The organism is Irregularibacter muris (genome assembly GCF_024622505.1).
Lineage (GTDB): Bacteria > Bacillota > Clostridia > Eubacteriales > Garciellaceae > Irregularibacter > Irregularibacter muris.
In genome coordinates, this window is the sequence record NZ_JANKAS010000005.1 from 1 (window position 1) to 12,270 (window position 12,270).

10 protein-coding genes are annotated in these 12,270 nt (G+C 36.4%); 1 reads left to right on the forward strand and 9 read right to left on the reverse strand.

Features of this window, described 5'->3' with window-relative positions:
* Positions 1-250: 250 nt before the first annotated feature.
* The 6 genes from NSA47_RS06915 to pdxR form a co-directional block, all read right to left on the reverse strand.
* Complete coding sequence (locus NSA47_RS06915; RefSeq protein WP_257530350.1) at positions 251-958, reverse strand: IclR family transcriptional regulator; 708 nt, start codon at positions 956-958, stop codon at positions 251-253.
* A 33-nt stretch (positions 959-991) separates the two neighbouring features.
* On the reverse strand, positions 992-1,999 hold the full coding sequence (locus NSA47_RS06920) for a LacI family DNA-binding transcriptional regulator (RefSeq protein ID WP_257530352.1): 1,008 nt from the start codon (positions 1,997-1,999) through the stop codon (positions 992-994).
* Positions 2,000-2,170: 171 nt separating this feature from the next.
* Positions 2,171-2,905 (reverse strand): CPBP family intramembrane glutamic endopeptidase, encoded by a 735-nt coding sequence (locus NSA47_RS06925; RefSeq protein WP_257530354.1) that lies wholly within the window; start codon positions 2,903-2,905, stop codon positions 2,171-2,173.
* Positions 2,881-4,239 carry a hypothetical protein gene (locus NSA47_RS06930; protein WP_257530356.1) on the reverse strand — a complete coding sequence of 453 codons (1,359 nt, stop codon included), beginning with the start codon at positions 4,237-4,239 and terminating at the stop codon, positions 2,881-2,883. The genes NSA47_RS06925 and NSA47_RS06930 overlap by 25 nt, the downstream gene beginning before the upstream one ends.
* Before the next feature lie 246 nt (positions 4,240-4,485).
* Positions 4,486-4,674: a hypothetical protein gene (locus NSA47_RS06935; protein ID WP_257530358.1), complete on the reverse strand. Its 189-nt coding sequence runs from the start codon at positions 4,672-4,674 to the stop codon at positions 4,486-4,488.
* 69 nt (positions 4,675-4,743) lie between these two features.
* A complete protein-coding gene (gene pdxR, locus NSA47_RS06940) occupies positions 4,744-6,168 on the reverse strand; it encodes a MocR-like pyridoxine biosynthesis transcription factor PdxR (protein WP_257530360.1) in 1,425 nt (474 codons plus the stop codon).
* Between the two features lie 174 nt (positions 6,169-6,342).
* On the opposite strand from pdxR, the gene NSA47_RS06945 reads away from it, so the two are divergent.
* Positions 6,343-7,617: a C40 family peptidase gene (locus NSA47_RS06945; RefSeq protein ID WP_257530362.1), complete on the forward strand. Its 1,275-nt coding sequence runs from the start codon at positions 6,343-6,345 to the stop codon at positions 7,615-7,617.
* Positions 7,618-7,677: 60 nt separating this feature from the next.
* Here NSA47_RS06945 and nrdG read toward each other — a convergent pair whose 3' ends face one another.
* The 3 genes from nrdG to NSA47_RS06960 all read right to left on the reverse strand — a co-directional run bounded on the left by nrdG (position 7,678) and on the right by NSA47_RS06960 (position 12,254).
* The gene (nrdG, locus tag NSA47_RS06950; protein ID WP_257530364.1) at positions 7,678-8,196 is read right to left on the reverse strand and encodes an anaerobic ribonucleoside-triphosphate reductase activating protein; all 519 of its coding nucleotides are present in this window, start codon (positions 8,194-8,196) and stop codon (positions 7,678-7,680) included.
* A gap of 158 nt (positions 8,197-8,354) precedes the next feature.
* Positions 8,355-10,796, reverse strand: coding sequence for an anaerobic ribonucleoside triphosphate reductase (locus NSA47_RS06955; protein ID WP_257530366.1), 2,442 nt, complete (start codon positions 10,794-10,796; stop codon positions 8,355-8,357).
* A 315-nt stretch (positions 10,797-11,111) separates the two neighbouring features.
* On the reverse strand, positions 11,112-12,254 hold the full coding sequence (locus tag NSA47_RS06960) for a pyridoxal-phosphate-dependent aminotransferase family protein (protein WP_257530368.1): 1,143 nt from the start codon (positions 12,252-12,254) through the stop codon (positions 11,112-11,114).
* Between the last annotated feature and the right edge of the window lie 16 nt (positions 12,255-12,270).

Here is a 12,270-nt window from a genome sequence, read left to right on the forward strand (position 1 = left end):
AAGAAATTCTTTGAAGTTGTTTCCCAGGCTATCCCCTACTGTAAGTAGGTGCTGTTTCGTCCCTTGCTGGCGACTCTTACTACTTTAACAGGTTTCTGCAAAGCTGTCAACAGCTTTTTTCTTTTTTAAATAAATTTTGTTTTTATATAAATTACTTTTATTGCTTTTTGCAACTTTATTTGCCTCTCTCAGAGGCGACTTTTATAGAATAACATGACACCAATCTATTTTCAACTGGAATTTTTTGCTTTTATCCCTTATATTTCTCACTTATTTCTATAAGGTGTTTAATAATAACTCCTAGGGTTTCTGCGTTCATTCTAATCTTTGGTACTGCTACGGATAAAGAAGCAATGACATTGCCCTTCTCCGTGAAGAAGGGTATAGCTACCACCATGACTCCTAAAATAGTCTCATTTTCATCTATAGCGTATCCTTTTTTCCTTATTTGGTTTAATTCTCTCTCCAAAGACTCTTTATCTTTTAAACTCTTTAGTAATTCATTTTTAGTCTTTAAGGGGAGAAAAGATAATATGGCTTTATTGGCTGCTCCTATATGAAGAGAGCGTTTTGTCCCGATTTCTTCCACTGCTCTTAGGGGCTTGTCGCTATCCATCTTATCAATTATCCTTCCCCATGTCCCTTCTCTTATTGTAATAAAGCAGCTCTCCGAAGTTTTTTTGTATATAGCTTCTAAGGGTTGGGCAAGCATATTCTCAACAATATGAAATTCTTTTACCGCTTCAGCATAATGTAGAAATTCCAATCCTAAAGAATATTTTTTATTAACTGGATCCTGTGCCACAAATCCATGGCGTTTTAAGGAGGATAGTAGGCGATGTACAGTAGAAACGTGAATATCTAATTCTCTACTAATATCCGTTGTTCTCCACCATTGTCTTGATTCTATAGGAGCAAGTAGGTGTAATATTTCGCTAACCTTATCAATAACTTCCATTTCTACTATCATCCTTTCCCATTGGAGTAATGGTTATTTCACTGTTGCTGTAGATTCTCTTTCAATAATATCATGGCGCATGATAATATTTTGATTTTCTACTTCTTCTTTATTTATCATTTTAATTAACATTCTTGCACAAACCGCTCCTATATCGTACATAGGCTGAGCTACAGTGGTAATAGAAGGTTGTACCCATTCGGAAATATTAAAGTTATTAAACCCACTAATACTTATATCCTTAGGTACACTCAGGCCTTCTTCCCCTGCTCTTCTTATGGCCCCTAGGGCAACTTCATCATTGGTGGCCATCACAGCAGTAGGTCTATTGTTTTCCTTCAATAGGGCATCCATCATTTTATATCCACCCCGAATACTGATCTCCCCCATTAGCTCCCATTCTTTAGGTAGGGCTAATCCTTCTTCTTGCATGGCTCTTCTGAACCCTTCTTCCTTTTCCCTTGCAATCAAGGAGTTGTGATGGCCATCAGAGAAGTGGGCAATTTTTTTATGTCCTAAGGAAATCAAATATTTAGTCATATCATAGGCTGCTTTTTCATTATCTACCATTACGCTGGGAATGGAGTACTCGTAGTCATGTATAGCCCCAGTAACTAATGGCACTTTGCTATCTACCATTTTCTTTTTTAACTCTTGGGAAATTCCCCTGCCTATATAAAGAATACCATCACATTGTTTCTCTATTAATACATCCAAATAAGTTTGCTCTTTCTGTTCCTCAGAATCTGTGTTACACAAGATGATATTATAATCATACATATTGCAAATATCCTCAACTCCCCGTACTACCTCTGTGAAGTAGGAGCTCGCTATATCTGGAATCATAATACCAAAAGTGTTGGTTTTTTGCATTTTTAGACTTCTTGCAATAGCATTGGGTTTATAACCGGTTCTCTCTATAGCCTCTAGTACTCTTTTTTTTGTTTCTTCATTTACCAATGGCACATTATTTAATACCCTGGAAACAGTCGCCACCGAAACATTGGCTTCTTTAGCAACATCTTTAATTTTTACACTCATTTTTCCATCCTCCCGCTTTCTAATCTCTTTAACTATATCACAAAAAATTATTTATCTACATTGTTAAATGCCAATCAATGTGAAAATTGTTTTTATTATGAAAATGTTGTTAACTATTCTTATTATACCAAAATTCATAAAGTTATATCGAAAAAGACTTTTTTCTTCTTTCTACGCCAAAGGAATTAAAAATTTTGTTAGCATGAGTAAAAAGACGGTGCTTAAGTTAAAGATAAAATGCACTGTTATTGCTCCCCAAAATCCTCTTTTATGATAAATATAGCAGGCAAAAAGTCCTAATCCGAAAAAAGTAGGGATGCCTACAACATTATAATGTAGTAAAGTAAATAATGCACTACTTAAAATAGCCGCTATGATTTTCCCTGTTTTAGGGGTTAACACCTTATGAAACAACCAATGACGCATGGAGAACTCTTCATTTATTGGGGCCATAAAGACAATTAACACAAATAAAAAGATGTTTAGCAATAATTCGTTGGAACTCACAAAAATATCTACGACCTCTTGTTGTTGGATATTAACTCCAAAATTTTGGAGGATGATCATAAACACAAAATTTACTATGCCCAAAGGAAATCGGAGGAGTAGGGTAAAGAGGGCTATTTTGAAAAAATCCTTTATCCCATAGGGTTTATTCTCCTGTCCCCGAGTAAACTCTCCTGAATCTCCCTTCCTATTTTTATATTCTTTTATGATCAAGATCATAATTAATATAAAGGGTACGACCTGTTGAGTATACAAGGTACCCGCCCAATAAATAATACTCATTATTCCTAAAATAATAGGGTTTACCTCTCTAAAAGTTTTTAGGGCAACCAGAAAAGGAGGAAGGCCTATAACAATAACAATTAATAATAGCTTTAATAATTCTGTTCCTTGTACCATAAATTTAGCTCCTTTTTTATATATAATTTTATTCCTTCTAAAGTACGTGAAAATCCTTCTATTGCTTTGTCTACCCATTTCTTTATGGATTCTTTATCTTGAAGTATCCTGATGTTTTCCTGTACTCTCATATCCTTTTCTTGGGGTGTATATTCCTCATGGTTTAATTCTGTGACCATTGGTTGTTCAAAATCAATAGTTAGAATATTCGAAGAGACAATATTTCCATATTCATTCATTGTAAACACTCGAATGTCCTTTGGAGTTTCTGTAAAATGGTCTGTATAATACAGAATTTCTAGGCCTTTTTTCATTTTCACACTGCCTATCACAGCCTGTAATTTCTCCCCTGTTTTTACTGTTTTTATGGGAATAGCTTGCTGATTGTGTTCATCAAAGGCTACTACAGTATAAAGTAGTGGGGAAGTCTTTGCATCAATGCCCTCTGTCCATTCTATAATGAATTGTTTTTTATTATATCCTAGATCCTTAACCTGGGTCAAAGCTATATGGGACGTTGAAGGTATGGGATGGATTTCTAAATCTTCCAAACCTGCCAATTCACGCCAATAATCAGCTACACCAGGAATGTCCTGAGCTAGGGGAATATTAAAATTTTCCTGGGGATATACATTGAAAATATGATTGTTCCATCTTATAGTCTGATCCAATTGCTTTTTTTCTTCTCTCTTTATAATATCATCGTAAGTTTTAGGGATTTTTGCAGTGGGCGAACCAAAAATTTGAATATAATCCTCCGCTGCAATTTCACTAATATTCCATTGATGTCCATTTTCATAGTCATTGCTTACTCTTTCATCTTCCACTAATCCTCTTATGGCAGCATATTGGGTGTCCTGCCACTGATCAAATGTTTTATTTTCCCCTTTAATCAAGTAATACAAGGTAAAATGATGACCGTATTCATGGGAAAGGGTCTTTGCTATTTCTTCTATGGTATTTTTATCCTTCATACTTAATAGGTCAATCTCTGCTTTGTCCTTCATTTTATATCTAGATTTATTGATAAAATTATTTCTTTGATAAGCTCCCCGATACAATCCTTCCTCGTCCCCTCCATAGGGATTATCGGGGTAGAGGTTTATGCTAGCTAAATACTTTATCTCTTCTCCATAGGTGTTGTTTAATAATTCTTCATAGATATCCTTTAGTTTTTCCCCTGTCCAGTTGGAGGTATAGCTTTTAATTTCTATGCCCATAGGCCCCTCATACACATCATATAAAGTATCATCCCCTTTGACAGCCTGGGGAGAAATAAAAATCAACATTAATACAATGAACAATGTGATTAAAATAATGGATAGTTTCCTCATAATTTTTCCTTTTCTATTTTTTATTTTTCTAGACAATGCCTACTATACAATCCATACCCTTAGTTATATAAATATAATCTTTTATAGAAAATTATGAACACTACTATTATACATTAAATACAGACAAAAAAGAAAAGCGTGCAAAGCTCGCACGCACTTTTAAAGCCAAATATGTTGAGTAACTGATTATGCCCGTTGAATGAAGATTTTATTGTGAGTAAAAATCAACTAGCCTAATCAACTGGTTTATTCTTGGTCTATACTGGTGAGGACATCATCAAATACATCTATTTGACATCTGTTATTTTCCCAATAATGACAGTTTTCACAGGATTCACTATATTTTCCCCCAATAGTTGCTGAAAATCCTGGATTTATCGCATTATACTCAGGACAATTCGTACCGACAATCATTAATTGTTCTTTACTTACCATTTTTTCACCTCTCCCATGGAATGTATATAGTCATATTTTGCTTTTAAAATCAATATTTTATTCATCTATTTAGTAATAGGGTAGAGAGGTGTTTTCCATGTCCTTTCTATGGAAATCCTTTAAAAACTCCGATAATAGTCTCCCTAATTCCTCCAGTCCAGGAAGTATATCTTGGGTTTTAAGATTTCCGTAGGTAATCCTAAAATAGGAACTATTTTTATGCTCTAGAAAAAATTCTTTCCCTGGCGTTATGGCAATACCTCTTTTCATTGCCTCATAAAATAGGGCTTGGGAGTGATATCCTGGGGGAAGTTTTAGCCAAAAATAGAGAGTGCCTTGGGGTATAGTATAGGAAATTTCCTTAGGAATATATTTTTTTATTCCCTCCACAGTTTCATAAAAACCTTTTCTATAATACTCTTCCATTTTTATTAATTGCTTTCTCCAGAAACCTCTTCTGAAAATAAGATCAAAACTTCTTTGGACCAATCCCATAGTAAATAAGTCAGCACTTTGCTTTGCATCTATAATTCTTCTTTCATATTCCCTAGGACTTATTAAAAATCCTAATCGAAAGCCCGGCATAAAAATCTTGGAGAAACTTTTAATATAGATGACTCTATCTAATTCATCCAAGGCCTTTAGGGGTATTCTTTTTTTATATCCAAAATGAAAATCGCTTAGATAGTCATCTTCAATGATAATGCTATCGTGTTGCTCAGCCAACTCCAGCAGTCTTTTTCTTTTTTTTAGGGAATAGCTTATCCCAGTTGGATTATGAAAATTTGGCAGCACATAGATAAATTTTGGAAGGTATCTTTTCATTGCTTTTTCTAAATCATCCATATTCATTCCATCTGCTTCCATGGGAATTTCAATAAGTTTTGCCCCTCTCGCCTCAAATGCCTTTCTAGCACCAGGATAGGAAGGTCTTTCAATAATCACTACATCTCCTAATTCCAACAAGCCCTTGGTGACGATATCAATTCCCTGTTGAGCACCGGAAATAATATGTATTTCATGAATATTGCTTTTTATAGATAATTTTTTTAAGTATTGGGCAATAGATTCCCTTAGGGGATAATAACCCTCACTAGCCTGATAAGTAAAGGTATCTCCTCGATCTCTATCGAGTATTTCATTGATGATTTTTTTAAATTCTTCTACTTGGAAGGTTTCTGGATGGGGACTAGCGTTTGCAAAATCCCAGATAATATTATTTTCTCTTCTCCCTCCCTCCTTTAATTCTTTATCACTAGATTTTACATAGGTTCCTTTCCCTCTATGGCTAAGGACCAATTCCTCTTGTTCCAACAATTTATAGGCCTGTACAATGGTATCATTGTTTACTTCTAGTGTAGCTGCCAATTGCCTTATGGAGGGAAGTTTTTCATTGGCTTTCATCCTTCCCTGTAAAATCTCATTTTTTATTTGAAGAAATACTTGAAGATACAGAGGCTTGTTCCCTGTTTTATCTATAGTGATCTCCTTCATCTAAGCTCTCTCCTCACGGCTAATTTTTGGTATATTATTACATAATTGTTACAATACATATACACTTTACATATTTTCGACAAATTTTGCTGCTTTTTTCTTTGTTCTACCATAATAATATTATATACTATAAGAGTAAGGTTTTAATAATTTTAATAAAAAGGGGGCGTTTTTTTGACATTAAAAAGAAATGGTTTTAAAAGTGCAGTAGTGGCCTTCACTGTGGCAGGAATGCTATCTATTAGTGCAATACCTGCTTATGCAGCTCTAGGCGATAGAGTGCTAAAGAAGGGAATGACCCACGGGGATGTAAAAGTACTTCAACAGCATCTTAAAGACTTAGGGTTTTTCAGCTATAAGGATACAACTACATATTTTGGAGATATTACCCGAAATGCAGTTATGGATTTTCAAAAATCCAAAGGGTTAGCTGTAGATGGTTCTTTTGGCCCTGCATCATTTAAGGCATTGCAGACTTCTATTCAACCTACAAATCCAGGTTCCTCTAGTTCCTCTGTCTTAAATTATAGTCGTCCCTTAAGACTAGGACTTAGCGGAGCAGATGTTCATGGGTTGCAGGAAGCTCTTAAAAAGTTGGGCTACTTAAATATCGCTAATTGCACCAATTATTTTGGCACTCAAACCCAACAGGCAGTGAAATCCTTCCAAGCAGCCCAAGGACTTGCGGTAGATGGTTCCTTTGGGCCAGCTACATATAAAGCATTGGAATCTGCCCTAAAAGGTACTAACTCTAATCTAAAACCAACTCAGCCTACAAATCCGGCGGGTACTTTGACCTACAATCGTCTTTTGAAGTTAGGTATTAGTGGAACAGATGTCAATGCATTACAGGAAGCTCTTAAGAAATTAGGATATTTAAACATTGCTAATTGTACCAACTATTTCGGTGCACAAACCCAACAGGCTTTACGATCTTTTCAGCAGGCCCAAGGTATAGCTGTAGATGGGTTAGCCGGACCCCAAACAATTCAAACCATCAATAATGCCTTATCTGGTAAAGGCTCAAGCACTTCTCCCTCAACCCCTAACCGTGGCGATGAAAACAGAAGAATCCTTACCAGCGGCATCATTAACACAGCCAAGATATACCTTAATCCAAAGGTGCCCTATGTATTTGGCGGTTCTACCACAAAGGGCTTTGACTGTTCTGGCTACACACAATTTGTCTATAAACAAAATGGGATAAGCATACCTCGCACCTCTGAACTACAGGCCAATGCGGGTAGTTATGTATCCAGAGCCAATCTGCAACCGGGCGATTTAATTATTTTTAGCAATACCTATCGATCCGGTCCTAGTCACACAGGTATCTACCTAGGGGATGATCAATTTATCCATTCTAGTTCTAGTAATAATGGAATTACCATTTCAAGCTTGAATACTGCTTACTATAGGGATCATTTTTCCTATGGAAGAAGGGTGTATTAATATTTCTACATTAAATAGAATATAAAAGGGTTGTGCCCCATGGGGCACAACCCTTTTATATTACGAACTTTTCTCCATGTATTCTTTCCATAATATGGCCTTCCCTTCCCTGAGGGAAGAACGGATATCAATAATTCTTTGATTCTCTGAACCCCTAAAGGCTAACTGTAGATTTTTTTGTTTTATCTGAAAGGGCCCATCTACCAATACATCTCCACAACTTAAAAATTCCAACCAGTCTTTTCTTTGCTTCATCAACAAAAATTCAAAAGTATATCCAGTATAGATCCATATATTCAGCCCAATCCTCTTGGCAGCCTTTGCGATTTCTATACAAGCTTTAGCTTGCTCAAAGGGCTCTCCGCCGGAAAAGGTAATTCCTCGATGAATTCCTCTAGATTGAATCTCCTGAATAATGTCCTTGCAATCTGCCTCAAAGCCTTCCATGGGATGATGGGTTTGGGGGTTATGGCACTGAGGACAATGATGGGGACAGCCCTGGGTCCAAACCACCATACGCAAGCCCGGACCGTCTACAATGGAATTCATTTGAACCTTACTGGCCAATCTGATTTTCACACGCTCACCTTCTTGTCACTATATTCAACAAATAGTTTGCACATTTTTACAAAATAGGTACCCTACCGTGTATAATCATTAATTTAATTTGCCTTTCACTTTCGTACAGTCTGCGTAAAGTTTATGATTATACACTTTTGCTTGTTTGCCATTTTAAATTATTTCATACCATGTTTCACCCGGTCCAGAACCTCTGCTTTTTTAGCATCATTAAAACGGGTTTGATAATCCCCTACTAAGTATCCTGTTATTCTTCTAATTCTCTCAAAGGGAATGCCCTGACTTCCTTCTTTTCTGCCACATTTTGGACATTCTTCAAAAATAATGCCATTATATCCACATACAGGATCCCTATCTAGGGGATGATTGATAGATCCATATCCTATGCCTGAATCAGCCATTAGGCGTACTACATCTTCAAAGGCCTCTATATTCATAGAGGGATCTCCATCTAATTCTATGTAGCTAATATGTCCGGCATTGGTAAGAGCATGATAAGGAGCTTCCTTGGAGATTTTATCAAAGGCTGTAATAGAATAATACACAGGAATATGAAAAGAGTTGGTATAATATTCTCGATCAGTAACTCCTTCTATAGATCCAAATTCCTTCCTATCCAGTTTTACAAATCTTCCTGATAATCCCTCGGCCGGGGTTGCAATTAAGGTGAAATTCAAGCCATATTGTTGAGAATAGTCTTCCATCTTGTTTCTTAGGTAACCAATAAGCTTTATTCCTAACTCTTGGGCCTCTTGGCTTTCTCCATGATGACTACCTACAAGGGCCTTTAAAAACTCTGCTAAGCCAATAAAGCCCATACTTAAGGTACCGTGTTTAATGACCTCATCTAAGGTGTCCTCCCATTGCAAGTCCTCGCTGCCTTTCCATATACCTTGCCCCATTAAAAAGGGGAAATTCTTTACCTTTTTGGCTCTTTGTATTTCAAAACGTTCCAATAATTGTTCTGCTATAAGATCTATTGTAGGCTCCATCTGGGGGCTTAAAAGGTCTACTATTTCTTGATATATATTTTCCCTCTGGACACCAGAGGATACTAAGGCTTTTTTCCATAGTCCATGGATAGTCTTTTTAAGATCCTCCTCTTGATTTATCTTTAATGCGATCTTAGGTAAATTTAAAGAGGTAAAGCTTAAATTTCCTCTCCCATAGGTAATTTCATTGTTGGCATCATACTTATTGCCAATTACCCGGGTTCTACATCCCATATAGGTGACCTCAGTTTCTGGTCTTCCTTCTTTATAATATTGAAGGTTGAAGGGGGCATCTAGAAAACTAAAATTAGGAAATAATCTTTTAGCACTTACCCTACAGGCTAGCTTAAATAGGTCATAGTTCTTATCTTGCGAATTAAAGGATACTCCTTTTTTTACCTTAAATATACTGATGGGGAAAATAGCTGTTTCTCCATTACCTAAACCCCTTTCGGTTGCTAAAAGAAAGTTTTCGGTAACCATCCTCCCCTCAGGACTTGTATCGGTGCCTAGGTTTACACTACTAAAGGGTACCTGGGCTCCCGCTCTAGAGTGCATGGTATTTAAATTATGTATAAAGGCTTCCATTGCCTGATAGGTCTGTTCCTTTGTTTCTTCAAAAGCCTGTCTATGGGAGGTTTTTTGTACTCTTTTCCATAGATTTTCATCTATTCTATCCCCAAGTTCTTCCTTAGCTCTTATATATTCTTCTTTTAAATAAGTCTCTTCTATTTCCAGTTTTGGTGTAGTATGGGTTTCCTTTATGGTTTTATGGATAATGGTTTTTGCCCAGTTCTTTCCCTCTTGACTTCCTAAGCAAAAATCTAATCCTTTCCCTAGATTCTCTATATAATTTCTTATAAAACTCTTTGCTACGTAGTGTCCTAGGGCATAGTCAAAGTTGGGTATGGACTGACCACCGTGTTGGTCATTTTGATTTGCCTGGATGGCAATGGCTGCTAAGGCAGCGGCTGTAGTGATATTGCTGGGTTTCCTCAGAAAACCATGTCCTGTAGAAAAACCATTTTTGAATAGTCTTTCTATATCAATCTGGCAACAGGTTAAGGTGCCCATGGGTGCAAAATCCATATCATGGATGTGGATATCCCCTTGTTCATGGGCCCTTTCAAAAACTGGATTCATCATTTCCATCTTACAAAATTCCTTTGATACTGTGGATCCATAAAGTAGCATAGTGCCCATGGCAGTATTCCCGTTCACATTGGCATTTTCTCTTTTGGTGTCATTTTCCTTTGCATCATCTATTGTAATCCCTCTTATGGTTTTCATTATTCTGGTGTTTTGATCCCTGATGCGGTTCCTCTCATTGCGATAAAGTATGTAGGCCTTGGCAGTCATGGCATGCCCTGACTCAATAAGTACCTTTTCTACAACATCCTGTATTTCCTCTACCGTGGGCATTTTTCCTATGTATTTTTTACTTAAATAACCTGTAACCTCATCGGCCAATCTTTCCGCTATATCATAATCCAAATGAGACCCTTGGTTGTGAGCAACTGATTCTGCTGCCCTAAATATTGCTCTAGTAATTTTATCCTTGTTAAAAAATATTACTCTACCATCCCTTTTTTTAATCTCTTTAATCACAACGATCTCCCTTTCCTCGCAGCCTATATTGTGCTTTTATCTTATTAGTCACACAATATATAGTATCGGATTTCCACTCTGACTATTCTACCATAAAAATGTTTTTCTTTCCAAAGCCAAAAAATCATATTATAATGATCTTTTATATTTTCTCGTTGGGATAACTACTATTTTCTTTATTTCCCTTAATAATCTAAAAATATAAATACAGAATGATCATAAAGAATAACAATGCTCTAAGGAAAAGCAACGGAGGGCATAGAAAAAAGCACCTATAAGGTGCCTTATTTGTTTAGATAATCCTTATGGAATTTATCATTGTACATTATATACCTCTTGAAAATGCTTATGGAGATATCCTTTTACTGGAACATTTAATTCTTTCAACACGGTATCCAATGCCTTTAGGGTTAAATACAGCTTTTCTTCATAACAGTTTTCCCCCATGTGTCCTATACGCATGACTTTACCATTTAAATCTCCCAGGGATCCTGCAATCATAATCCTATGTTCCTCTAGCATTTTCTTATTGATTTCTTCAAAGGTAGTTTCCTCAGGGACCATCATTGCTGTTACCGTATTAGAAAAACTCTCCTTTGGATATAACTCTAAGCCGACTTCAATAATACTTTTCCTCACTGCTTCAGCAATATTTTTATGTCTTTGGAATATGCCTTTATCCTCAAGAATTCTCTCCACCGCTTTATCTAGGGCATATAAATCGCTAACAGGTTGAGTATAGGGAAACCATTTTTCCTCATACCAGTTTTTCCAGCTAGATAAATTGGTATAAAAGCCCACTATAGAGTGCTTTCTTTTTGAAATTTTATCCCAAGCTCTCTCACTTACACTTAGGATGGTTAGTCCTGGAGGTGCGGATAGACATTTCTGAGAGCCTCCTAAAAGAATGTCTACTTTCCACTGATCCGTATGTATTGCTTCTCCTCCCATAGAGGATACTGCATCTACTATACTGATTATGCCCTGATCATGGAGTAAAGGACAGATTTTGTCTATTGGATTGGTGATACCAGAAGGGGTTTCACAGTGAACTAAAGTGGCAATTTTAAAAGGTCCATTTTTTTGTATAAAATTTTCTAATTCCGCCTTATTGATGCCCTTTCTGTAATCAGCCTTAAAATAGGTAACTTGGCCTCCATAGATTTTTGCAAAATCTCCAAAGCCATTGCCAAAAATACCATTGTCTATACATAGAACCTTGTCTCCTGGTTCAATTAAAGATGCACATGCAGCTTCTAATCCTAGAATGCCTTCACCATTGAGTACCAATACTTGGTTTTGCGTATGGAGTAGTTTCTGCAATTTTCCACACAGATCATAATAGAATTCATAAAATTGCAAATCTAAATCTGGATTGATAATGGGCTTTCCCATAGCCGCCCTTACCTCTTCATGGACATAGGTAGGGCCTGGTGTCATAATCATCATTTCTTTCATGTTTTTTCCTCCCTTA

Bases quoted from the DNA above. Each gene is read 5' to 3' on its own strand.
- NSA47_RS06920 (WP_257530352.1), bottom strand. From the start codon at position 1,999: ATGAGTGTAAAAATTAAAGATGTTGCTAAAGAAGCCAATGTTTCGGTG.
- NSA47_RS06925 (WP_257530354.1), bottom strand. From the start codon at position 2,905: ATGGTACAAGGAACAGAATTATTAAAGCTATTATTAATTGTTATTGTT.
- NSA47_RS06915 (WP_257530350.1), bottom strand. From the start codon at position 958: ATGGAAGTTATTGATAAGGTTAGCGAAATATTACACCTACTTGCTCCT.
- NSA47_RS06930 (WP_257530356.1), bottom strand. From the start codon at position 4,239: ATGAGGAAACTATCCATTATTTTAATCACATTGTTCATTGTATTAATG.
- NSA47_RS06935 (WP_257530358.1), bottom strand. From the start codon at position 4,674: ATGGTAAGTAAAGAACAATTAATGATTGTCGGTACGAATTGTCCTGAG.
- pdxR (WP_257530360.1), bottom strand. From the start codon at position 6,168: ATGAAGGAGATCACTATAGATAAAACAGGGAACAAGCCTCTGTATCTT.
- NSA47_RS06960 (WP_257530368.1), bottom strand. From the start codon at position 12,254: ATGAAAGAAATGATGATTATGACACCAGGCCCTACCTATGTCCATGAA.